At 68.8% G+C, this 22,100-nt stretch carries 21 protein-coding genes; 11 read left to right on the forward strand and 10 right to left on the reverse strand.

What is annotated here, in order from left to right:
• Window positions 1-27 precede the first annotated feature (27 nt).
• The gene (locus WFM69_RS09355) at window positions 28-717 is read left to right on the forward strand and encodes a DUF4166 domain-containing protein (RefSeq protein WP_337003914.1); all 690 of its coding nucleotides are present in this window, start codon (window positions 28-30) and stop codon (window positions 715-717) included.
• On the opposite strand, the gene WFM69_RS09360 is transcribed toward WFM69_RS09355, so the two are convergent.
• From WFM69_RS09360 to sdhC, 6 genes are all read right to left on the reverse strand, one after another.
• Window positions 711-1,550, reverse strand: coding sequence for an exodeoxyribonuclease III (locus tag WFM69_RS09360; protein WP_337003916.1), 840 nt, complete (start codon window positions 1,548-1,550; stop codon window positions 711-713). The two genes, WFM69_RS09355 and WFM69_RS09360, sit on opposite strands and share 7 nt — an antisense overlap.
• A 10-nt stretch (window positions 1,551-1,560) precedes the next feature.
• Complete coding sequence (locus tag WFM69_RS09365; RefSeq protein ID WP_337003918.1) at window positions 1,561-2,772, reverse strand: YhjD/YihY/BrkB family envelope integrity protein; 1,212 nt, start codon at window positions 2,770-2,772, stop codon at window positions 1,561-1,563.
• A gap of 119 nt (window positions 2,773-2,891) precedes the next feature.
• On the reverse strand, window positions 2,892-3,659 hold the full coding sequence (locus tag WFM69_RS09370; RefSeq protein ID WP_337003920.1) for a succinate dehydrogenase iron-sulfur subunit: 768 nt from the start codon (window positions 3,657-3,659) through the stop codon (window positions 2,892-2,894).
• Window positions 3,660-3,661: 2 nt separating this feature from the next.
• The gene (sdhA, locus tag WFM69_RS09375; RefSeq protein WP_337003922.1) at window positions 3,662-5,488 is read right to left on the reverse strand and encodes a succinate dehydrogenase flavoprotein subunit; all 1,827 of its coding nucleotides are present in this window, start codon (window positions 5,486-5,488) and stop codon (window positions 3,662-3,664) included.
• An 18-nt stretch (window positions 5,489-5,506) separates the two neighbouring features.
• Window positions 5,507-5,956, reverse strand: coding sequence for a succinate dehydrogenase hydrophobic membrane anchor subunit (locus WFM69_RS09380; protein ID WP_337003924.1), 450 nt, complete (start codon window positions 5,954-5,956; stop codon window positions 5,507-5,509).
• Window positions 5,956-6,390 (reverse strand): succinate dehydrogenase, cytochrome b556 subunit, encoded by a 435-nt coding sequence (gene sdhC, locus WFM69_RS09385; protein ID WP_072591539.1) that lies wholly within the window; start codon window positions 6,388-6,390, stop codon window positions 5,956-5,958. The genes WFM69_RS09380 and sdhC overlap by 1 nt, the downstream gene beginning before the upstream one ends.
• Window positions 6,391-6,570: 180 nt before the next feature.
• Here sdhC and WFM69_RS09390 point away from each other — a divergent pair, with 180 nt between their 5' ends.
• From WFM69_RS09390 to WFM69_RS09435, 10 genes are all read left to right on the forward strand, one after another.
• Window positions 6,571-7,686 carry a mannose-1-phosphate guanylyltransferase gene (locus tag WFM69_RS09390; protein ID WP_337003926.1) on the forward strand — a complete coding sequence of 372 codons (1,116 nt, stop codon included), beginning with the start codon at window positions 6,571-6,573 and terminating at the stop codon, window positions 7,684-7,686.
• A gap of 160 nt (window positions 7,687-7,846) precedes the next feature.
• The gene (locus WFM69_RS09395) at window positions 7,847-8,968 is read left to right on the forward strand and encodes a BMP family lipoprotein (protein WP_337003929.1); all 1,122 of its coding nucleotides are present in this window, start codon (window positions 7,847-7,849) and stop codon (window positions 8,966-8,968) included.
• A gap of 108 nt (window positions 8,969-9,076) precedes the next feature.
• The gene (locus tag WFM69_RS09400; protein WP_337003931.1) at window positions 9,077-10,591 is read left to right on the forward strand and encodes an ABC transporter ATP-binding protein; all 1,515 of its coding nucleotides are present in this window, start codon (window positions 9,077-9,079) and stop codon (window positions 10,589-10,591) included.
• Window positions 10,588-11,907, forward strand: coding sequence for an ABC transporter permease (locus tag WFM69_RS09405; RefSeq protein ID WP_337003933.1), 1,320 nt, complete (start codon window positions 10,588-10,590; stop codon window positions 11,905-11,907). Before WFM69_RS09400 ends, WFM69_RS09405 begins: the two co-directional genes overlap by 4 nt.
• Window positions 11,907-13,190 (forward strand): ABC transporter permease, encoded by a 1,284-nt coding sequence (locus tag WFM69_RS09410; RefSeq protein ID WP_442928394.1) that lies wholly within the window; start codon window positions 11,907-11,909, stop codon window positions 13,188-13,190. The genes WFM69_RS09405 and WFM69_RS09410 overlap by 1 nt, the downstream gene beginning before the upstream one ends.
• A gap of 11 nt (window positions 13,191-13,201) precedes the next feature.
• Window positions 13,202-13,597 (forward strand): cytidine deaminase, encoded by a 396-nt coding sequence (locus WFM69_RS09415; protein WP_337003937.1) that lies wholly within the window; start codon window positions 13,202-13,204, stop codon window positions 13,595-13,597.
• Window positions 13,594-14,889, forward strand: a complete 1,296-nt coding sequence (locus WFM69_RS09420) for a thymidine phosphorylase (RefSeq protein ID WP_337003939.1) — start codon at window positions 13,594-13,596, stop codon at window positions 14,887-14,889. Before WFM69_RS09415 ends, WFM69_RS09420 begins: the two co-directional genes overlap by 4 nt.
• A 50-nt stretch (window positions 14,890-14,939) precedes the next feature.
• Window positions 14,940-16,055 carry an adenosine deaminase gene (locus WFM69_RS09425; RefSeq protein WP_337003941.1) on the forward strand — a complete coding sequence of 372 codons (1,116 nt, stop codon included), beginning with the start codon at window positions 14,940-14,942 and terminating at the stop codon, window positions 16,053-16,055.
• Between the two features lie 2 nt (window positions 16,056-16,057).
• On the forward strand, window positions 16,058-17,167 hold the full coding sequence (locus tag WFM69_RS09430) for a polysaccharide deacetylase family protein (protein WP_337003943.1): 1,110 nt from the start codon (window positions 16,058-16,060) through the stop codon (window positions 17,165-17,167).
• Between the two features lie 32 nt (window positions 17,168-17,199).
• Window positions 17,200-18,066, forward strand: a complete 867-nt coding sequence (locus tag WFM69_RS09435) for a carbohydrate kinase family protein (RefSeq protein WP_337003946.1) — start codon at window positions 17,200-17,202, stop codon at window positions 18,064-18,066.
• Between the two features lie 3 nt (window positions 18,067-18,069).
• Here WFM69_RS09435 and WFM69_RS09440 read toward each other — a convergent pair whose 3' ends face one another.
• Genes WFM69_RS09440 through WFM69_RS09455 form a run of 4 tightly spaced genes read right to left on the reverse strand, consistent with a single transcriptional unit; the run spans window position 18,070 to window position 22,030 of the window.
• Window positions 18,070-18,816 (reverse strand): alpha/beta hydrolase, encoded by a 747-nt coding sequence (locus WFM69_RS09440; protein WP_337003948.1) that lies wholly within the window; start codon window positions 18,814-18,816, stop codon window positions 18,070-18,072.
• A 9-nt stretch (window positions 18,817-18,825) separates the two neighbouring features.
• Complete coding sequence (locus tag WFM69_RS09445) at window positions 18,826-19,791, reverse strand: SDR family oxidoreductase (protein WP_337003950.1); 966 nt, start codon at window positions 19,789-19,791, stop codon at window positions 18,826-18,828.
• Window positions 19,791-20,741, reverse strand: a complete 951-nt coding sequence (locus tag WFM69_RS09450) for a bile acid:sodium symporter family protein (RefSeq protein ID WP_337003952.1) — start codon at window positions 20,739-20,741, stop codon at window positions 19,791-19,793. The genes WFM69_RS09445 and WFM69_RS09450 overlap by 1 nt, the downstream gene beginning before the upstream one ends.
• Window positions 20,738-22,030: a flavin-containing monooxygenase gene (locus tag WFM69_RS09455; protein ID WP_337003954.1), complete on the reverse strand. Its 1,293-nt coding sequence runs from the start codon at window positions 22,028-22,030 to the stop codon at window positions 20,738-20,740. Before WFM69_RS09455 ends, WFM69_RS09450 begins: the two co-directional genes overlap by 4 nt.
• Window positions 22,031-22,100 lie beyond the last annotated feature (70 nt).

Below are 22,100 nucleotides of genomic sequence, written 5' to 3' on the forward strand. Positions count from 1 at the left end.
TCTTCGGCGGTGTCTTGCTCTTCGGCGGTGTCGGTGATCGCGCGCGGGGCCGTGTTCCTCGATGCGCTCAGCGACGCGGCGGAGAGCCTGCATCCGGTCGTGCTCGCGCAGATGCGGGTGCCGGTCGCCGAGGGCGCGGAGGATGTCGCCGAGGGCGTCTTCGACGTGGCCGGCAGCCGCTGGCGTCGCCTCGCCGCGCTCGCGGTGCCGGTCGTCGGTCGGGGACTCCTGACGACCCGCTTCGCCCGCGACGTTCCCTTCCGGCTCCGCACCAGGGGGGAACGGTCGCGAGGTGGGCCGGCGGGAAGCCTTCCGGCGGGGGACAGGGCAGGAGACGGACGACCGGTCCTGGTCGCCACGCGCGAGTTCCGGTTTCCCGGCGCGACGCAGCGCATCACCGATCGTCTCTCCGCGACCGGGCGAGGTGGGATCGTGCACAACGTCCTGGGCGATAGCGGCCGCGTCGAGACTCTGGAGCAGTGCACGGTCACCCCGGACGGTGCGCTGCGGATGCGGTCGCGCGCGGTCGCCCTGCGGGTGCTGGGCCGACGGATCGCCCTGCGCGGCATCCTGCGCATCGACGTCGAGCTCAAAGACGGATGGGATGAGGCACGACAGCGGCGCACGGTGGCCATGCGCGCCACCAACCCGCTCCTCGGCACGGTGCTCGAGTACCGGGGGTGGTACCGGTACTCGGACGCGCCTGCGGCTCAGTAGCGGTAGTCGACGACAACCGGTGCGTGGTCGCTCCAGCGCTCGTCGTACGCCGCCGCGCGGGCGACGTGGTACGTCTCCACACGCTCCGCCAGCGCAGGTGTCGCCAGGTGGTAGTCGATACGCCATCCGGAGTCGTTGTCGAACGCCTGGCCGCGCATGGACCACCAGGTGTACGGGCCGTCGGTGTCGCCGTGGAACCGCCGGCCCACGTCGACCCAACCGAGTCCGGTGCCCACAGACCCGTCGACGCCCGTCACCTCGGCGCCGGCCTCGCCGAGGAAGCGGTCGAAGTAGGCGCGCTCGCGAGGGAGGAATCCGGCCTTCTTGCGGTTTCCTCGCCAGTTCTTGATGTCGAGCTCGCGGTGCCCGACATTCAGGTCGCCGGTCACCAGGGCCAGTGCGCCGTCTTCTCCGAGCTCGCCGAGACGGGTTCCGAACGCGTCGAGGAACTTCCACTTCTCGTCCTGTTTGGGAGTGTCGGCCTCGCCGGAGTGCACGTAGGCGCTCACGACCGTCAGCGGGCGGTCGCCGATCAGGTAGTCGGCCTCGATCCAGCGTCCCTTCGAGTCGAAGTCCTCCGGGCCGAAGTCGGTGCGCGTGCCGAGGGCGGGCGTGCGGCTGGCGATGGCGACCCCGGCGCGCCCCTTGGCCGTGGCCTCGTCGTGGACGAACGTCCACCCGGGAAGGGCGGCCTCGAGGTGCTCGTCCTGTCCGCGGACCTCCTGCAGGGTGAGGATGTCGACGTCGGCGGCATCGAGCCACGAGCTCATCCCGTTGCGAGCCGCCGCTCGGATCCCGTTGACATTGACCGTGGCGATACGCAGATGAGGCATACCCCCAAGCCTAACGAGAGCCGCCGACATCCCGACCGGGGCGGTGGTTGATCTCCGCCAGAAGACGCTGCGCGAGCGGTGACGTCGTCTCGATCGGCGGGGGAGGGGAGGCCTCGAGATCGGCGAGCTCGTCCTCCGCGTCTCGCAATGCCCTGCCTGTGGCCCACGCGCGGTGCCACGGCGCGTTCTCGCGCGCGGCGCGGGCGTCCCGTACGCGGATGCGTGCCGCCGCGAGGAGCGCCTGGTACTCGGCCAGGCGTCGCTCGGCCTCGGTCTGCTGCATGAGCGGGAGGTCCTTGTCCTGCGCCGCGACGGCGATCCACGACGACGCCACCAGCATCACCACACCGTTGATGCGGAACCACAGCAGCAGACCGATGAAGATCGCGAAGGTCGCCAACAGGGGATTGGAGGGCGTGTAGCTGAGCAGGAATCCTGCTCCGTACTGCAGCACGGTCATCGCCCCGCCGCCGAGGAGGGCGCCGGGCCAGATCGTGCGCCAGTGCAGCGACGTCCCGGTGAGGAATCGCACCATCGCCGCGAGTGCCGACGAGAGCAGCGCGAACGAGACCACGACGGTCGCCAGGCGGATGCCGAGATTCAGGCCATCCGATCCCGCGTCCCAGCCGAACTGCGCCAGGACCCAGCTCAGCACGGCCGCGCTCGCGGAACTGAGGAGCGAGCCGACGATCAGGGAGACGCCGAAGATGAGCGCCGCGAAGAGGTCGCGGGCCTTCAGCAGGATGTAGCTGCGCCGATCGGGCGGGAGGCCGAAGATGTCCCGGGTCGCGCGGCGGGAGAAGGTGACCCACCCGATGGCCGTCCAGATCACGGTGCCGAGCGCGATCAGACCGGTGATGCTGAGCACGCCGGTGGTGCCGGAGGCGATGTCCTGCACCTGCTCGGGCGTGACCACACCGCCTTCGGGCAGGATGAGGTTCGGAATGTAGCTGTTGATGATCGCGATCAGCCCGTCGACGGCCTCCTCGCTGCCGCCGAGCCAGAGTCCGGTGATCGCGAAGGCGAGATAGATGGCCGCGAAGATCGCGAACAGGGCCTGGTAGCTCACGCCCGCGGCGAGCAGGAAGCCGTTGTGCTGCAGGAAGTGACGCCAGACACGCACGGGGAAGAGCCCCAGGGTCTTCTGCGTCAACGCGGTGGCGCGCTCCACGGCGGCGTCGAGGCGACCGGGCTCGGAGGCAGCGCCATCGGGTTCAGACACGTCCCCACCTTATCCAAGCGGCAGGTCGCGGGAGCGCAGGCGGATACACGAGAACAGGCGGCCCCGGAAGGGAACCGCCTGTTCTCGTGTGATCGCCTGAGACGGCGTCGGAGTGGGCGTCAGGGACGGCCGCGCAGGACCGCCTGCTTGACCTCGGCGATGGCCTTCGTGACCTCGATGCCACGGGGGCAGGCCTCGGAGCAGTTGAAGGTCGTGCGGCAGCGCCACACGCCCTCCTTGTCGTTCAGGATGTCGAGGCGGACCGCGGCGTTGTCGTCGCGCGAGTCGAAGATGAAGCGGTGCGCGTTGACGATCGCTGCCGGTCCGAAGTACTGGCCGTCGGTCCAGAACACGGGGCAGGACGACGTGCACGCGGCGCACAGGATGCACTTGGTGGTGTCGTCGAAGATCTCGCGGTCCGCGATCGACTGGACGCGCTCCTTGCCCTTCTCCGGGACGGAGCTGGCGACGAGGAACGGCTGCACCTCGCGGTAGGAGGCGAAGAACGGCTCCATGTCGACCACGAGGTCCTTCTCGAGAGGGAGACCCTTGATGGCCTCGACGTAGATCGGCTTCGAGATGTCGAGGTCCTTGATCAGCGTCTTGCAGGCGAGGCGGTTGCGGCCGTTGATGCGCATGGCGTCGGAGCCGCAGATGCCGTGGGCGCAGGAGCGGCGGAAGGTCAGCGAGCCGTCGACCTCCCACTTGATCTTGTGCAGCGCGTCGAGCACGCGGTCGGTGGAGTACAGCTCCACGTCGTAGTCGACCCAGTGCGGCTCGGCGTCGACCTCGGGGTCGAACCGGCGGATGTTGAACGTGACGATGAAGGACTGGATGCCGGTCTCTTCGGTCGTGTCGGCGGGGGCCTCTGCGATGGCGGTGGACATGCTCAGTACTTCCTCTCCATCGGCGGGTAGTTGAACTCGCCCTTGTCGTTCTTCGTGAACACGACGGGCTTCCAGTCGAGCTTGATGTGGTCGCTCGGGGTCGACGAGTGCGGGTCGCCGGTGAGGTAGGCCATGGTGTGCTGCATGTACTTCTCGTCGTCGCGCTTCGGGAAGTCGTCGCGCATGTGACCGCCGCGGCTCTCCTCGCGGTTCTGTGCGGCGTAGACGACGACCTCGGCGATGTCGAGCAGGAAGCCCAGCTCGACGGCCTCGAGGAGATCGGTGTTGAAGCGGTGGCCCTTGTCGTCGACGTGCACGTTCTTGTAGCGCTCGCGCAGCTCGGCGATGACGCCCAGCACGTGCTGGAGCGAGTCGTGCGTGCGGAACACCTGCGCACCCTTGTCCATCTCGTCCTGCAGCGTCTTGCGCAGCACGGCGATGCGCTCGGTGCCCTGGTTGTTGCGCAGCCCCTCGAGCATGTCGGAGACGAAGGCGGCCGGGTTCTCGGGAAGCGGCACGAACTCGGCGGTCTTGACGTACTCCACCGCGTTGCGACCGGCGCGCTTGCCGAACACGTTGATGTCGAGCAGCGAGTTGGTGCCGAGGCGGTTGGCGCCGTGCACCGAGACGCACGCGCACTCGCCGGCGGCGTACAGGCCCGGAACCACGGTCGTGTTGTCCGCGAGGACCTCGCCGTCGTTGTTGGTCGGGATGCCGCCCATGGCGTAGTGGGCGGTGGGCATCACCGGTACCGGCTCGACGACCGGGTCGACGCCCAGGTAGGTACGGGCGAACTCGGTGATGTCGGGGAGCTTGGTCTCGAGCACCTCGGCGCCCAGATGCGTGCAGTCCAGCAGCACGTAGTCCTTGTGGGGACCGGCGCCGCGCCCCTCGGCGACCTCCTGGACCATGCAGCGCGCGACGATGTCACGCGGAGCCAGGTCCTTGATGGTGGGCGCGTACCGCTCCATGAACCGCTCGCCCGAGGCGTTGCGCAGGATCGCGCCCTCGCCTCGTGCACCTTCGGTGAGGAGGATGCCGAGACCGGCGAGTCCGGTCGGGTGGAACTGGAAGAACTCGAGGTCCTCGAGGGGGAGTCCCTTGCGCCAGACGATGCCCACGCCGTCGCCCGTGAGGGTGTGCGCGTTCGAGGTCGTCTTGAAGATCTTGCCGAAGCCGCCGGTCGCGAAGATCACGGCCTTCGACTGGAACACGTGCAGCTCGCCGGTCGACAGGTCGTACGCGACGACGCCGGCGATCTGGGTCTTGCCGTCGGCATCCTTCACCGTCAGCAGATCGAGCACGTAGAACTCGTTGAAGAAGTTGATGCCGAGCTTGACGCAGTTCTGGAACAGCGTCTGCAGGATCATGTGCCCGGTGCGGTCGGCGGCGTAGCACGCGCGGCGGACCGGGGTCTTGCCGTGCTCGGCCGTGTGACCGCCGAAGCGGCGCTGGTCGATCTTGCCCTCGGGCGTGCGGTTGAAGGGGAGACCCATGTTCTCGAGGTCGATGACCGCGTCGATGGCCTCCTTCGCGAGGATCTCCGCCGCGTCCTGGTCGACGAGGTAGTCGCCTCCCTTGACCGTGTCGAAGGTGTGCCACTCCCAGCTGTCCTCTTCGACGTTCGCGAGGGCTGCCGCCATGCCGCCCTGCGCCGCACCCGTGTGGGAGCGGGTCGGGTACAGCTTGGAGATCACCGCGGTCTTCGCCCCGGGGCCGGCTTCGATGGCGGCGCGCATTCCCGCACCGCCGGCGCCCACGATGACGATGTCGAACTGGTGGTAGTGCACGCCGTCACGGACGACGGAATCCTGCGTCTCGGTAGTCACTTCTCGTATGCCTTCTTCTCAGTTCCCGACGATCGCGGCGCATTCGGACCACAGGACGCTGTCCTCGGTCACGCCCAGGCACGGGTCGAACGTGAAGACGACCAGCGTGCCGAGGATGATGAGCAGGCCGGCGGCCAGACCCAGCGCCCAGATCAGTGCCTTGCGGGCCGTGCTGTTCGTGACGTAGTCGTTCACGATCGTGCGCATGCCGTTGGCGCCGTGGATGAGTGCGAGCCACAGCATCAGCACGTCCCACCACTGCCAGAACGGCGTGGCGAACTTGCCGGCGATGAATGCGAAGTCGAGGGCGTGGATGCCTTCGCCGACCATGAGGTTGACGAACAGGTGGCCGAAGATCAGCACGACGAGCACGACGCCCGACGCGCGCATGAAGACCCAGCCCCACTTCTCGAGGTTGACTCCGCGGCGGCGGCGCACCGGGGCGGCGGCGATGATCTGTGCAGACATCAGTGTCCCCCTCCGAATCCGGCGAACGCGAGCATCAGGTGGCGGGGCACGAAGCCGGCCATGATGATGCCCCACACCAGCAGGACGCCCCAGAACAGCTGACGCTGGTACTTGGCACCCTTCGACCAGAAGTCGACGGCGATGATGCGCAGACCGTTCATCGCGTGGAACACGATGCCGGCCACGAGCACGACCTCGCCGAGCGCCATGATGGGGTTCTTGTACGTGCCGATGACGGCGTTGTACGCCTCCGGCGACACCCTGATCAGCGCCGTGTCGAGCACGTGCACCAACAGGAAGAAGAAGATGGCGACTCCGGTGATGCGGTGAAGCACCCACGACCACATGCCTTCGCGACCCCGATAGAGGGTGCCGCGGGGGGTCTTGGACGTGGTTTCCGAAATCGACGGTGTCAAGCGGGCGCTTGTGGACACGGTCGTCCTCCCTGGATCGATGTGACTCGGTCGCGTGCGCTGCTTGTCCAAGTGTGAGCCTGTCGAAGTGTCAGGCACGCCCGATCGGTGTCCATCCTATTCCTGTCAGATCACTGGGAGCGACGAAGGGGAGCCTAAGTGTCTCGATGTCGAGACGACCCCTGCGGCTACCCTGGCAGGGTGAGCGCACCCATCAAGGATTTCTATGCAGTGATTCCCGCCGGCGGCATCGGCAGCCGGCTGTGGCCGCTCTCCCGGGCGGATGCGCCGAAGTTCCTGCACGATCTCACCGGATCCGGTCACTCCCTGCTGCGCGACACCTGGGATCGACTGGTGCCGCTCTCCGGTGCGGATCGGATCGCCGTGGTCACCGGGCGCGCGCACCGGGCCGCCGTCGAGGCGGAGCTTCCCGGGATCGCCGACCTCAACGTCTTCCTGGAGTCCGAGCCGCGCGAGTCGGCCGCCGCGATCGGGCTGGCGGCGGCGATCCTGCACCGCCGAGACCCCGACGTCATCATCGGCTCCTTCAGCGCGGATCACGTGATTCGCAGCACCCGCGTGTTCGAGTTCGCCGTCCGCGACGCCGTTGAGGTGGCGCGCGAGGGGTACATCTGCACGATCGGCATCACCCCCACGGAGCCGGCGATCGGCTTCGGCTACATCAAGATGGGGCCGGAGCTCGTGGTCGAGGGCGCGCGCGAGGCGGCCCTCGTGGAGACCTTCGTCGAGAAGCCGGACCTGGAGACCGCGCAGTCGTACCTCGCCGACCGCGGCTATCTCTGGAATGCGGGCATGTTCATCGCGAAGGCGAGCGTGCTGCTGGACGAGCTCGCCGTGAACGAGCCCGAGCTGCACGCCGGGCTGATCGAGCTCGCCGAGGCGTGGGACGACCGCGACCGCCGAGGCCCCGCGGTGGACCGCATCTGGCCGCGGCTGAAGAAGATCGCGATCGACTACGCGGTCGCCGAGCCGGCCGCGCGCCGTGGAAAGCTCGCCGTGGTCCCCGGGCACTTCGACTGGGACGACGTGGGCGACTTCGCCTCGCTGACCAAGCTCATCACGAACGGCCGGAAGAACGACCTGGCCGTGCTCGGACCGAATGCGCGGGTGCTCACCGACGGAGCCAGCGGCATCCTCGTGAGTCAGACCACGCGCGTGATCAGCCTCGTCGGGGTGCAGGACATCGTGGTGGTGGACACCCCCGATGCGCTGCTGGTCACCACCGTGCAGCACGCGCAGCGGGTGAAGGGCGTCGTCGAGTCGCTCAAGCTCACCGGTCGCGGCGACGTGCTCTGACGACTGCGCCGATGAGCATCCTCCGACGCTCATCCGGGGGCTTGATTTCAGCTTGGTAACCATTCGCCAGCACGCGCGGCCCAGGAGTGCGAAAACGCCGAAACACTGGGTAACTTTGATCGATCCGCGATGGCCGCGGTTTCGTTGAGGGAGGCATGAGTTGACCATCTCCACCACCAAGAAGCTGCTCGGCGCAACCGTCGCCGCGGGCGTCATCTTCGCACTCGCCGGCTGTGGCCAGGCGCCGACCGACAGCGGATCGGGCTCCGAGAAGCCGGCTGACTCCGACTTCCTCCCCTGCCTCGTCTCCGACGCCGGCGGATGGAACGACAAGTCGTTCAACCAGTCCGCCAAGGAGGGCATGGACGCCGCCGCGAAGGAGCTCGGCGTCAAGCCGCTCGAGTTCGAGTCCGCGAACGACAACGACTACGCCCCGAACCTCGAGACCGCCGTCTCCGAGGGCTGCTCGCTCATCATCTCCGTCGGCTTCAAGCTGTCGGCCGCGACGGTCGAGTCCGCACTCGCGAACCCGAGCCTCAACTACGCGATCATCGACGACTGGGCCGACAACGACTTCGACGGCAACGTCGACGCGCCGAATATCAAGCCCCTCGTCTTCGACACCGCCCAGGCGGCCTACCTCGGCGGCTACGCGGCCGCTGCCTGGTCCGCTGAGGCCGGCGTCAACAAGGTCGGCACCTTCGGTGGCATGAAGATCCCGTCCGTCGCCGTGTTCATGGACGGCTACCAGCTCGGTGTCGAGAAGTACAACGAGGACAAGTCGGCTTCGGTCGAGGTCTTCGGCTGGGACATCGCCACGCAGGAGGGCTCCTTCACCGGTGGCTTCGACGCGAACGACACCGCGAAGCAGACGGCTCAGGGCGTGCTCGACCAGGGCGTCGACGTCATCCTCCCGGTCGGCGGCCCCGTCTACCAGAGCGCGGCTGCGGCGATCGCCGACAGCGGCAAGGACACCCTGATGCTCGGCGTCGACAGCGACCTCGCCGTCGCCGACCCGAGCGTCGCCGGCATCACGCTGGTCTCGATCATGAAGGCCATCGACGTGGCCGTGAAGGACGCGACCCTGGCTGCTGCCAAGGGCGAGTTCGACCCGGCTCCGTACGTGGGCACGCTCGAGAACGAGGGCGTCAAGCTCTCCGGCTTCGGCGACTTCGAGTCGAAGCTCCCGGCCGGCCTGACCGACGAGCTCAAGACTCTGCAGGAGCAGATCATCTCGGGCGACATCAAGGTGGAGTCCCCGAACTCCCCGACCTCCAAGTAATTCCGTCGCAGTTCCCGCACGGGGCGAGTGGTGAGCAGGATGCCACTCGCCCCGTGTCGTGGACGGACGGAGATTCACCTCGATGACTCTTCTGGATAAGGTGCAGACATGAAGCTCGAACTTCGCGGCATCACCAAACGATTCGGCACTCTCGTCGCCAACGATCACATCGATCTGGTGGTCCAACCGGGCGAGATCCACGCGCTCCTCGGTGAGAACGGCGCGGGCAAATCCACCCTCATGAACGTCCTCTACGGCCTGTACCAGGCCGACGAGGGAGAGATCCTCCTCGATGACGAGGTGCAGCGCTTCCGCGGTCCTGGCGACGCGATGGCTGCGGGGATCGGCATGGTCCATCAGCACTTCATGCTCGTCCCGGTCTTCACGGTGGCCGAGAACGTGATGCTCGGCCATGAGCAGACCAAGGCGCTCGGCACGCTCGACATCGCGAAGGCGCGAGAGCACGTGCGGTCGGTCGCGGCACGGTTCGGCTTCGACATCGACCCGGATGCGCTCGTCGGGGACCTCCCCGTGGGTGTGCAGCAGCGCGTCGAGATCATCAAGGCGCTCTCGCGCGACGCGAAGGTGCTCGTGTTCGACGAGCCCACCGCCGTGCTCACGCCGCAGGAGACCGATGAGCTGATGGGCATCATGCGGCAGCTGCGCGACGAGGGCACGGCCATCGTGTTCATCACGCACAAGCTGCGTGAGGTGCGCGAGGTCGCCGACAAGATCACCATCGTCCGCCTCGGCCGGGTCGTGGGTGAGGCGTCGCCGACCGCGACCAACGCCGAGCTGGCGTCACTGATGGTCGGCCGGGCCGTCGAGCTCACCGTGCACAAGGATCCGCCCCGCGTCACCGAAGGCGGTCTCGAGGTCAAGGGCCTGCGCGTGCTCACCCCGTCCGGTGCCATCGTCGTCGACGAGGTCGATTTCGCCGTGCAGCCCGGGGAGGTGCTGGCGATCGCCGGCGTCCAGGGCAACGGCCAGACCGAGCTGGTGGAGGCCATCGTCGGGCTCGCCGCCCGCGTGGAGGGGAGCATCACGCTCGACGGCAAGGAGCTCGTCGGCAAGAGCGTGCGCGCCATCCTCGACGCCGGCGTCGGCTTCGTCCCGGAGGACCGCACGGAAGACGGCCTCGTGGCCGGCTTCTCGGTGGCGGAGAACCTCATCCTCGACCGCTCCGACGACCCGGCGTTCAGTCGCGCAGGAACCCTGCGCCGCGCCGTGCTCGAGGAGTTCGCCCGCGAGCGCATCCGTGAATACGACATCCGTACGCAGGGGCCCCACACTCCCGCAGGGACGCTGTCCGGCGGCAACCAGCAGAAGGTCGTGATCGCCCGTGAGATGAGCCGCGCCCTGCGGCTGCTCGTGGCGGCGCAGCCCACCCGCGGCGTGGACGTCGGCTCGATCGAGTTCATCCACAAGCGGATCATCGAGACGCGCGACGCGGGCATCCCCGTGATCGTCGTCTCCACCGAGCTCGACGAGGTCGCAGCTCTCGCCGATCGGATCGCGGTCATGTACCGCGGCACCATCGTCGGCATCGTCCCCGGCGACACGCCTCGGGAGACGCTCGGACTCATGATGGCCGGAGCGGCCGAAGGGGAGGTGGCCGCGTGAGCGGAGCGACGCCCGGCGCGGGTGATGTGACCAAGGGGATCCCCCCGCAGGAGCTCGCCACGAGCACCGGAACGGTTCCCCGCGATCCCGCCGATGTCCCGCCGCCCCCGCGCGGCAACGTGATCCTCAAGGAGATCCTCCGCGGCAACGCGGTGACCACGATCCTCGCGATCGTGTTGGCGCTGATCGTCGGCGGCATCCTGATCGCGGTGACGAACGAGGATGTGCAGGCGGCTTCCGTCTACTTCTTCGCCCAGCCGGGCGACACCTTCGTCGCCATCTGGAACTCCGTCTACAACGGCTATGAGGCGCTGTTCCGCGGCGCGGTCTTCAACGCCCGAGGGGCCGACTTCGCCGCGCAGATCCGCCCGCTGACGAACACCCTCGGCTTCGCGGCTCCGCTCATCGCGGCCGGCCTCGGCGTCGCCCTCGCGTTCCGCGTCGGCCTGTTCAACATCGGTGCCCGTGGTCAGATGCTCATCGGTGTCGCTGTCGCGGCGCTGCTGACCTTCGGGCTCGATCTGCCGATCTGGCTGCACATCCCGGTCACCCTCATCGCCGGCATCGCGGGCGGTGCGCTGTGGGGAGCGATCGCGGGACTCATCAAGGCGCGCACCGGTGCGCACGAGGTGATCCTCACGATCATGCTCAACTACATCGCGTACTACCTGCTGCTGTGGATGATCCGCACCCCGGGTCTGCTGCAGAAGCCGGGCACGAACCAGGCGCTGGGCTCGCCGACGCCGGAGACCGCGCAGTTCCCGACGCTGCTCGGACCGCAGTTCCCGCTGCTCGACCTCGGCTTCGTGATCGTGATCCTGGCCACCCTGTTCGTGTGGTGGCTCATCGAGCGCTCGTCGCTGGGCATGCGCATGCGTGCCGTCGGCGAGAACCCGCACGCCGCGCGCGCGGCGGGCATCAGCGTGCAGCGCATCTACGTCTACGCGATGCTGTTCGCCGGTGGCCTCGCGGGTCTGGCGGGCATGAACCAGATCCAGGGCGCGGTCACCACGGGCGTCACCGAGACGATCGACGCCGGCATCGGCTTCGACGCGATCACGGTCGCCCTCCTCGGACGCAGCCGCGCCTGGGGCACGTTCGCCGCCGGCATCCTGTTCGGCGCGCTCAAGGCGGGCTCGTTCTCGATGCAGGCACAGGACATCCCGGTCGACATCGTGCTGGTCGTGCAGTCGCTGGTCGTGCTGTTCATCGCCGCGCCGCCGCTGCTGCGCGCGGTGTTCTTCCTGCCCAAGACCGATGTGGAGAAGGCGGCCAAGCTCCGAGCCAAGGCCGCGAAGAAGGCGGTGACGGCATGATGTCGCTCGTGCAGACCCAGGCCGCTGACGGCACCGTGCAGCTGGCGACGGTGAAGGAACGGCACTTCAAGGCGCCGATCGTCCTCGCCGTGGCCGCCGTGCTGCTGGCATGGCTCTTCCTCGCGGTGCCGCGTGACGGCACCAGCACCTTCCTCCTCTCCGGCAGCTCGTCCGACCCCGATCGGTGGGCCGTCGCTCTTCCGACCGCGTCGACCTTCTGGGTTGTGTTCGGCATCCTGATCGTCCTCACCGTGGGGGCGTTCCTTCGGGCGTGGACCTACCGGAAGCCTTCGCTGTGGCTGATGATCGCCTACAGCGTGCTCGCCGTCTTCGGCTTCCTCGTGTGGGCATCGGCCGGCGGCATCGTGCCCGTCACGAGCCTGCTCTTCGGCGCGGTCTCGCTGTCGGTGCCGCTCGTCTTCGGTGCCCTCGGCGGTGTCATCGGTGAACGTGCCGGTGTCGTGAACGTCGCGATCGAGGGTCAGCTGCTGCTCGGAGCGTTCTCCGCCGCACTGCTGTCGAGCATCACCGGCAACCCGTTCGTCGGCCTCCTGGGCGCGATGGTCGGCGGTGTCCTGGTGGCGAGCGTGCTGGCCGCGTTCGCGATCAAGTACCTCGTCGAGCAGGTCATCGTCGGTGTCGTGCTGAACGTGCTGGTCACCGGTCTCACCGGCTTCCTCTACGGCGCACTGCTCGCACCCAACGAGGCGACCCTGAACACCCCCGTGCGGTTCCCCCGCGTCGCGATTCCGCTGCTGAGCGACATCCCGATCATCGGACCGGTGCTGTTCAACCAGACCTTCATCGGGTACCTGATGTTCATCACGGTCGCCGTCGTCGCGTGGGGTCTGTACCGCACCCGCTGGGGACTGCGGCTGCGTGCCGTGGGTGAGCACCCGCAGGCCGCCGACACCGTCGGCATCAAGGTGAACCCGACGCGGTTCTGGAACGTGCTGCTGGCCGGCGCGATCGCGGGCATGGGAGGCGCGTACTTCACGCTCGTCTCGGTGCCGCAGTTCGGCAAGGACATGACGGCCGGCCTCGGCTTCATCGCCCTCGCCGCCGTGATCTTCGGTCGCTGGGACCCGATCCGCGCGACCCTCGCCGCACTGCTCTTCGGGTTCGCGACGAACCTGCAGAATCTGCTCTCGATCCTGAAGACGCCGATCCCCGGTGAGTTCATGCTGATGCTGCCGTACTTGGTGACGCTGCTCGCGGTCGCCGGATTCGCCGGGCAGATCAAGGCGCCAGCGGCAGACGGCAAACCGTACATCAAGTCCTAGGAGAGGAACCGATGGACATCGACTGGGATGAGCTTCGGCAGGTCGCCACGGACGCCATGACGAAGGCCTACGCGCCGTACTCGCGCTACCGCGTCGGGGCGGCGGCACTCGTCGGGGACGGGCGCATCGTGGCCGGCTGCAACGTCGAGAACGCCTCGTACGGCGTGACGCTGTGCGCCGAGTGCGCGCTCGTCGGCGACCTGCACATGTCCGGCGGCGGCCAGCTCGTCGCGTTCGTGTGCGTCAACAACGACGGACAGACGATCATGCCGTGCGGACGTTGTCGTCAGCTGCTGTACGAGCACGCGATGCCCGGGATGCTCCTGGAGACGGTCTCCGGCATCCGCACGATCGACGAGGTGCTGCCCGACGCGTTCGGGCCGCGCGACCTGGAGGATGCACGATGACCACGGTGGAGCCCTTCGACGCGGTGGACGTCATCCGCGCCAAGCGCGACGGCGGTGCCGTCCCGGAGGCGGCACTGCGCTGGATGGTGGACGCGTACACGCGCGGCTACGTCTCCGACGCGCAGATGGCGTCGTTCGCGATGGCGATCTTCCAGCGCGGCATGGAGCGGGACGAGATCCGGGTGCTGACGGACGCGATGATCGCATCGGGGGAGCGGATGAGCTTCGCCTCCCTCGGCAAGCGCACGGTCGACAAGCACTCCACGGGAGGCGTCGGCGACAAGATCACGCTGCCGCTCGCCCCGCTGGTCGCCTCGTTCGGCGTCGCGGTGCCGCAGCTCAGCGGCCGAGGGCTCGGTCACACCGGTGGCACGCTCGACAAGCTCGAGTCGATCCCGGGCTGGCGCGCGGCGCTCAGCAACGAGGAGATGTTCGCGCAGATGCAGGGCGATGTCGGCGCGGTCATCTGCGCCGCGGGCTCCGGCCTCGCTCCTGCCGACAAGAAGCTGTACGCCCTCCGCGACGTCACCGGCACGGTCGAGGCGATCCCGCTGATCGCGTCGAGCATCATGTCGAAGAAGATCGCCGAGGGCACCGATGCTCTGGTGCTCGACGTGAAGTTCGGCTCCGGCGCCTTCATGCAGGACATCGACCGCGCGCGGGAGCTCGCGCGCACGATGGTCGCACTCGGCACCGACTCGGGAGTGGCGACGACCGCACTGCTGACCGACATGAACGTGCCGCTCGGTCTCGCGATCGGCAACGCGAACGAGGTCCGCGAATCCGTGGAGATCCTCGCGGGCGGCGGACCGGCGGACGTGCGGGAGCTGACGCTCGCGCTGGCGCGGGAGATGCTGGCCCTCGCCGGACAGCCGGATGCCGACGTGGAGGCCGCGCTCGACGACGGCCGCGCGATGGACACCTGGAAGGCGATGATCCGCGCGCAGGACGGCGATCCCGATGCCGCGCTGCCGACCGCGCGCGAGACCCACCAGGTGCTCGCCCCGGTCGACGGCATCATGACGCGCATGGACGCCCTCCCGTTCGGCGTCGCCGCCTGGCGTCTCGGAGCCGGTCGTGCGCGTGCCGAGGATCCGGTGATCTTCGAGGCGGGCATCGACCTGCACGCGAAGCCGGGCGACCGCGTCGTCGCCGGACAGTCGCTCTTCACGCTCTCCGCCGCCGACGACGCCCGCTTCGCTCGTGCGCTCGAAGCGCTGGAGGGGTCGTGGGAGATCGGCGACGAGGCTCCCGCAGCGGGTCCCATCGTGCGCGAGCGCATCACGGCCTGAGCGGCGACCGCTAGCCTGGACTGAGCACATCAGCGACCGAGAGGATCACCATGTCGATCGATGCGAACGGCGACGTCACCGTCCAGGGAGTCTCTCTCCGCAGCCTTCCCAAGGTGTCGCTGCACGACCACCTCGACGGCGCGCTGCGTCCGGCCACGATCATCGAGCTCGCGGATGCGATCGGCCTCGAGATCCCGGAGAGCTCGCCCGCAGCCCTGGGCTCCTGGTTCGCCACGCAGAGCGACTCGGGCTCGCTGGTCGAGTACCTCAAGACGTTCGACCTCACGATCGCCGTGATGCAGACCAAGGAGGGACTCACGCGGGTCGCCCGTGAGTTCGTCCAGGACCTCGCCGCGGACGGCGTGATCTACGGCGAGGTGCGCTGGGCACCCGAGCAGCACCTCGGTCGAGGACTCACGCTCGAAGAGACTGTGGAAGCGGTGCAGCAGGGCATCGAGGAGGGCGAGGACGCCGCGGACCGCGACGGGCGCAGCATCCGCGTCGGCCAGCTGATCACCGCCATGCGGCACACCGACCGCGCGCTCGAGATCGCCGAGCTCGCCGTGGACTTCCGCGGCCGTGGCGCCGTCGGCTTCGACATCGCCGGCCCCGAGGACGGATTCCCGCCGTCGAACCATCGCAAGGCGTTCGACTACCTCGCCGAGAACTTCTTCCCGGTCACGGTGCATGCCGGCGAGGCGGCAGGACCGGCCTCCATCCGCTCCGCGCTGCTCGACGGACGCGCACTGCGCCTCGGTCACGGCGTGCGCATCGCCGAGGACCTGCAGGTCATCACGCAGGAGGGCGACGAGGTGCAGGTGCAGTTCGGCGACCTCGCCCGCTGGGTGCGCGACCGGGAGATCCCGCTCGAGCTGTCGCCGTCGTCGAACCTGCAGACGGGCGCGATCGCGGCGTGGGGCAACACGATGGTCGACCACCCGTTCGACCTGCTGTACCAGCTCGGGTTCGCGGTGACCGTGAACGTCGACAACCGCACCATGAGCGCCACCTCTCTCACGCGCGAGCTCGCGCTGCTGGTCGACGCGTTCGAGTACGACCTCGATGATCTCGAGACCTTCCAGTTCAACGCCGCCTCCGCCGCCTTCCTCCCCGTCGAGGAGCGCGAGGAGCTCGTGGAGATCATCGCCGAAGGCTTCGACGCCTGATCATGGCTTCCGGGGGGAAGACGCGGCGCCGGCGCACCGCGATCATCGTCAGCACCATCGTGGCGGTCGTCGTCCTGGGCGGGGGTGCCGCGGCGTTCGCGTGGCTGAACCGCACCACGGAGGATCCGACCCCGAAGGCCCGCGGTCCGGTGCTCGAGCATCCGCTCACGCCCGCCGAGCAGATCGTGGCGGATTCCGATGATCCGCTCGCGTGCGCGGTGACCTTCACAGGGGAGGGCGCTCCGACCGATCCGATGCTGCAGTGGCAGAACGCGCTGTACCAGCATCTGCCGATCCCGCAGGCCGACGGTCGGGTGTTCGCCGGCTGGTATGCGACCGCGGCGGACGCGAGCGCCTACAACGTCGCCGCGCGGATCAACGGCGCCGACCCCGTCGTCTGCCAGGACCAGCAGGTCGAGCTGTTCGCGGCGTGGAAGACCCCCGAGGAGAACGCCGCGGAGGACGTGCAGGTCCCGATCCTGATGTACCACCAGTTCACCGCGAACCCCGACGGCGAGAAGGGGTGGCTGCGCGGGAACTACGCCTACGTCGGCGACTTCGACGCGCACATGAACCACATCGCGACCACGGGGTTCTATCTGCCGACGTGGGACGAGCTCAGCGCCTTCATCGACGGCCGGCTCTCCCTTCCGTCGCGCAGCGTCATCATCACCGACGACGATGCCGACCAGAGCTGGTTCGACCTCGCCGTGCCGATCGTCGACAAGTACAAGGTGCTCTCGACCTCCTTCATGATCACGGCCTATCGGCAGGACCCGGCGCCGTCGATCTATGTGCAGCGCCGTTCGCACACGCATGACATGCATCAGGCCGGCGATAACGGCAAGGGGCGGATGGTCAACTGGACGGCGGATCAGATCGCCGCCGACCTGAACGCCTCCGCCGAGGTCCTCGGCGTGCGCGAGGTCGTCGCCTATCCGTTCGGTCACTACAACGACACCGCCAAGCAGGGTGTCGCACAGGCCGGCTTCGAGATGGCGCGCACGATCGAGCCCGGATACGTGAAGATCGGCACCGACAAGCTCGCCCTTCCGGTGGTGCGCATCAACTACGGCATGGGGCTCGACGCACTGGTGTCGAAGATCGGCTGAGGCGCGGGCGCCCGACACGGCAGGATGGTCGCATGTCCGCCTCCGTCTTCCTCGCCGGTCCCGTCTCGTGGAACCGCATCGTCGTGCTCGATCGGCTGCCGGAGCCGGTGCCGCACATGCAGTTCGCCGAGGACTCGTGGGAGACGATCGGCGGCACGAGCGCGGGCAAGGTACTGAGCCTGACCGGGCTGGGGCGTTCGGCGCGGTTGTACGCGATCGCCGGGAACGACGCGGACGGGATGCGGATGCGCGGTGCGCTGCACGACGCCGGTGTACAGGTGCGCTGGGGTGAGGGCGTCACCGAGCGCCACGTGAACCTGATGACGCGCGCGGGTCAGCGGGTGTCGCTCTACCTCACCGCCCCGCAGGCGACGACGGGCGAGGCTGACGACTGGGCGGGGGAGCAGATGGCGGCGGCTGATGTCGTCGTGCTCGATCTCGCCGCCGAGCCGCTGCGGCTGCTGCCCCTCGCGCGAAAGACGGGCACCCCGATCTGGGTCGACGTGCACGACTACGACGGTGCCGCCGACTTCCACCGACCGTTCCTGGATGCCGCGGACGCGGTGTTCTGCAACGCCGACCGACTCGACGATCCGGTCGCGTTCCTCCGCGCGCGCATCGCTGCGGGCGCGCGACTCGCGGTGTGCACGCTGGGAGCTGACGGTGCGGTCGCGGTGGACGAGCACGGGCAGGAGTATCGCGTGTCGGCGGTGCCTGTGGAGCTTGTCGACACGAACGGTGCAGGGGATGCCTTCTTCGCTGGCGTGCTGGATGCGCGTCTCGCCGGGGCGCGCGTCCCGGCGGCCCTCGAAGCCGGTGCGCGGACGGCTGCCGCGGTGCTCCGGTCGCGGCATCTGCATCCACTGCTCGATGAGGCCGGCGGCCTCTCGCAGGCGTGAGGTTCAGGGGACCAGCGGCGCCAGGAAGTCGTCGGTCTGCGTCGTGACCTCGGCGTGCATGTCCTCGGAGGAGATCGTCGGCGTGCCGTCGCCCGCCTGCGGACCGTAGTCGCCGAACGAGGCGTGGGATGCGCCAGGGATCTCGACCATCTCGGCATCCGCCGGCAGCAGGTGGCGCGCGTCGGCGATCTTCTCCGGCGTGGACAGACCGTCCTCGCTTCCGGACAGGCTGAGCACCGGGAGACCGCTGTCGGAGAGGTCGTTCGCGCAGTAGGAGGCGAACAGCACCAGGGCGTCGGCATCGGTGGCGAGCTGACAGGCGCGCACACCGCCCAGCGAATGCCCGCCCACACCCCACACGTCGATGTCGGGCGCGGCCGAGGTGAACGCATCGAGCCCGCGCGGGTCGAAGAAGGCGAGGTTCAGCCAGGGGCGCGTGATCACGACCGTGACCCCGTCCTCCGCGAGACCCTGCAGGATCGCCGCGTACCCCCAGGGGTCGACCTTCGCACCGGGGATGAAGACCAGTCCGACTTCGGAATCTCCGTCGGCCGGGGCGAGCACGATGCCCTGGTCGGCGTCCGTCACGGTGATCGCCGGGTTCTCCCGCACACTCGCGAGCGGCCCCGGCTCCGCGGGCATCACGCCGATCTGCGTCCACGCGAGCGTGCCGCCGACCGCGAGGACCAGCACGATCGCGAGGCCCCACAGCACCCGCTCCAGGATCCGTCGCCCACGCTTCTTCTGCACGGGCCAACGCTACTCCGCGGCACGCCCCTCCCGGGCCACCGCGGGGTGCGTCGCCAGGTACTCCTCGAAGGCCTCGCGCGTGGTGCGGTGCGGCGTGTAGCCGAACTCCTCCTTCAGCCGGCGGTTCGCGAGCACCGGGCGGTATCGGAGGAACGGCACCTTCTCGGGGCCGTGCTCGGTGAGACGCAGCGCCCGGCCGATGCGCAACGCCGTGGCCAGCATCCACGCCGGGATCACGAGCTGTGGTTTCCCGAGGCGCTCGGCGATCTCGGGCACGGTCATGCGCCCGTCTCCCGCGACGTTGAAGATCCCGGCCGGCCCGTCCGTCGCGGCGCGCACCATCGCCGCCGCGACGTCGTCGACCCAGATGAACACGAAGGGGGAGGAGGACCCGGCGATGCGGAGGATCCGACGCCCGTCCCACAGCGCGGTGATCTGGTTCCGCACCGTCGGACCGAGGATCGTGCCGATCCGGAACACGACCTGCTCCAGACCTGGATGCGCCGTGCGGTACTCGGCGAGCATCTCCTCCACCAGACGCTTGTGCCGGGCGTACGGGAAGGCGTCGTTGCCGCGGAGCGGCTGAGCCTCGTCGATCCACTCCGCGTTGTCGGCGTGGTAGCCGTAGGCCGCCCCGGAGCTCGACACGACGATCCGTCGGACCCCGGCTTCTGCGCATGCGGCGAGGACGTTCGCGGAGCCGGTCACGTCGACGCGGTACTCGAGCGCCACGTCGCGGCCCGGGTTCACGATGGCCGCGAGGTGGACGACCGTGTCGATGCGGTGCTCACGCAGCACCGGGGCGATGGCGGCGGCATCCGTGACATCCAGCGTCGCGTCGACGACGCCCGCCCGGGCCGCTCCGGACCGCAGGTCGGCGGCCACCACGATCTCGACGTCGTCGCGTGCGGCCAGGGCCGCGGCCACGTGCGAGCCGAGGAAGCCGCCGCCGCCCGTGATCAGCACCCGCGCCATCAGGCGGCCTCGACGGCCGTGCGACCGCTGGCGTCTCCGGTCGCCGCCCCCGTGCGCGTGCGGGTATGCCGCGCCCACAGTCCGGCGAGCACGAGCCCCGCGACGATGTCCCAGATGCCCCACCACCCGGCGACGATGGCCATGCCGCCGAGCCCGTCGAAGAACAGGAACACCAGGCCCAGGCCGAGCCCCGCGTTGCGGATGCCGACCTCGAACGTCATGGCCTTGCGCTCGCGGGTGCCGAGCCCGCCGACCACCGCCGTGCCGTAGCCGAGGGCGAGCGCCACCGCGTCGTGCACCGCGACCACGAGCAGGATGATGCCGAGCACCTGCACGAACACGGACCAGTTGCCCACGAGCGCCGCGATGATGAAGCCGAGCAGTGCGATCAGACTGAACCACTTCACGAAGGGCTGCACGCGGGCGCTGAACCCCGGCGCCTTGGCGCGCAGGAGCAGCCCGAGCGCGAACGGGAGCCCGACGATGAGCAGGATCTCCAGCAGCATCCGCCACGGGTCCACGGCGACATCGCGCAGCAGCGTGCGGGCGGTCGGGTGCAGCGAGCCCCAGAAGGTGATGCTGAGCGGCATCACGAAGATGTAGATCAGGTTGCCGACCGCGGTCAGCGACACCGACAGTGCGACGTTGCCGCCCGCGCGATGCGTGAGCACCTGGGAGATGTTCCCCGGCGGGCAGCACGCCACGAGCAGCATGCCCAGGGCCATCGACGCCGTGACGGGCAGCACCAGGGTGAGCAGGAAGGTCGCGATCGGCAGCAGGAGCAACTGCGCGAGGATCGCGATCGCGAACGGCTTCGGGTGCCTCGCCACGACCCGGAAGTCGCTCGGCGACGTGTCCAGCGCGATGCCGAACATGATCAGCCCGAGCACCACGTTCAGGATCGTGAGCGTGCCGGGGGTGAAGGAGAGGACGACATCGTCGACGTTCATGCGGAGGCCTCCAACGCACTCTTCTCCCGCCGGACCGCACCGCGGTAGGCGTCCTTGTTCACGTAGTAGGCCATCCGATCGAGACCCAGGTAGTGGTAACCGCCGGTCAGGTCGGGCCAGGCCGCTCCGGTGACGCGGTCGCGGAAGCGGGCTGCGCGGGGCGGATCGTGCTCGACGGCGTCCAGGTAGGCGGCGAGCAGATCGGCCTGCTCGTAGCGGCCCTGCCAGCCGATGCCGGATGCCTCGATCATGCCCATCACGAACAGGCCGTTGAACGACGAGGGGAACAGGTTCAGGAACAGTCGGGGCGACGCGCCCTGCCAGTGCAGGTGCTCGCGATCCACGAACGGGTAGTCCAGCGTGTATCCGGTCGCGAGGAGCACGAGGTCGTAGTCGTCGCTGCCGCCGTCGCGGAAGTGCACGGTGGTTCCGTCGAAGCGGTCGATGTCGGCGCGGATGCGCAGGTCTCCCTGCCCGAGGTGGTTGAGGATCAGGGTGTTCACGATCGGATGGGACTCGTAGATGCGGTAGTCGGGCTTCGGGAAGCCGAACCGCACGGGGTCGCCGGTGAACGCCCGCAGCACCCGGCTGTCCACGGCCTGCTTGACCCGCGCAGGCAGCGGGCGCCCCTGGTTGAGGGTGTCGCTGGGCTTGCCGAACAGGTAACGGGGCACGAAGTAATACCCGCGGCGCACGCTCATGTCGACCGACACCGCGTGGTGCACGGCATCCACGGCGATGTCGCATCCGGAGTTCCCGGCGCCGATGAGCAGCACCCGCCTGCCGCGGAGCTGATCCGGGGACTTGTAGGCGCTGGTGTGCACGAACTCTCCCGTGAACGTGCCGCGGAAAGTGGGCACGTTCGGCTCCGCGAGGGTGCCGTTGGCGAGCACGACGCCCGCGTACCACCGGGTCTCCTCGCCGTCGGGCCCGCTGCTGGTGAGGTCCCAGCCGCCGTCGCGCGGCTCGAGACGGGTGACCCTGGTGTCGAAGCGGAACAGGTCGGTCAGCCCGAAGTGCGCGGCGTACTCCTCGAAGTACGCGTGCAGCACCCGGTGGCCGGGATAGTCGACCTCGGACCGCATCGGAAACTCGGCGAACTCGGTCGTGGTGCGCGAGGAGATCAGGTGCGCCGACTCATACATCGTGCTGCGCGGATTCGTGATGTCCCAGAGGCCGCCCACGCCGTGCGAGGCCTCGTAGCCGTCCACGGTGATCCCGCGCTTCTGCAGCGCACGCGCCGCGGCCAATCCGGATGGGCCCGCGCCGATCACGGCGTATGTGTTCATGGTGCTCCCCGCACGTCGCTGTGCTCGAAAAAACGCCCCCGCCCACCGATCGTATCGGGTGGGCGGGGGC

This window comes from Microbacterium sp. LB12, from assembly GCF_037150835.1.
GTDB lineage: Bacteria > Actinomycetota > Actinomycetes > Actinomycetales > Microbacteriaceae > Microbacterium.

What these genes read in the sequence shown, in the direction of transcription:
- WFM69_RS09435 (WP_337003946.1), top strand. Translation starts at nt 17,200, where the DNA reads ATGTCCGCCTCCGTCTTCCTCGCCGGTCCCGTCTCGTGGAACCGCATC.
- WFM69_RS09420 (WP_337003939.1), top strand. Translation starts at nt 13,594, where the DNA reads ATGACCACGGTGGAGCCCTTCGACGCGGTGGACGTCATCCGCGCCAAG.
- WFM69_RS09400 (WP_337003931.1), top strand. Translation starts at nt 9,077, where the DNA reads ATGAAGCTCGAACTTCGCGGCATCACCAAACGATTCGGCACTCTCGTC.
- WFM69_RS09425 (WP_337003941.1), top strand. Translation starts at nt 14,940, where the DNA reads ATGTCGATCGATGCGAACGGCGACGTCACCGTCCAGGGAGTCTCTCTC.
- WFM69_RS09445 (WP_337003950.1), bottom strand. Translation starts at nt 19,791, where the DNA reads ATGGCGCGGGTGCTGATCACGGGCGGCGGCGGCTTCCTCGGCTCGCAC.
- WFM69_RS09360 (WP_337003916.1), bottom strand. Translation starts at nt 1,550, where the DNA reads ATGCCTCATCTGCGTATCGCCACGGTCAATGTCAACGGGATCCGAGCG.
- WFM69_RS09455 (WP_337003954.1), bottom strand. Translation starts at nt 22,030, where the DNA reads ATGAACACATACGCCGTGATCGGCGCGGGCCCATCCGGATTGGCCGCG.
- WFM69_RS09415 (WP_337003937.1), top strand. Translation starts at nt 13,202, where the DNA reads ATGGACATCGACTGGGATGAGCTTCGGCAGGTCGCCACGGACGCCATG.
- WFM69_RS09410 (WP_442928394.1), top strand. Translation starts at nt 11,907, where the DNA reads ATGTCGCTCGTGCAGACCCAGGCCGCTGACGGCACCGTGCAGCTGGCG.
- WFM69_RS09450 (WP_337003952.1), bottom strand. Translation starts at nt 20,741, where the DNA reads ATGAACGTCGACGATGTCGTCCTCTCCTTCACCCCCGGCACGCTCACG.
- WFM69_RS09430 (WP_337003943.1), top strand. Translation starts at nt 16,058, where the DNA reads ATGGCTTCCGGGGGGAAGACGCGGCGCCGGCGCACCGCGATCATCGTC.
- WFM69_RS09370 (WP_337003920.1), bottom strand. Translation starts at nt 3,659, where the DNA reads ATGTCCACCGCCATCGCAGAGGCCCCCGCCGACACGACCGAAGAGACC.
- WFM69_RS09380 (WP_337003924.1), bottom strand. Translation starts at nt 5,956, where the DNA reads ATGTCTGCACAGATCATCGCCGCCGCCCCGGTGCGCCGCCGCCGCGGA.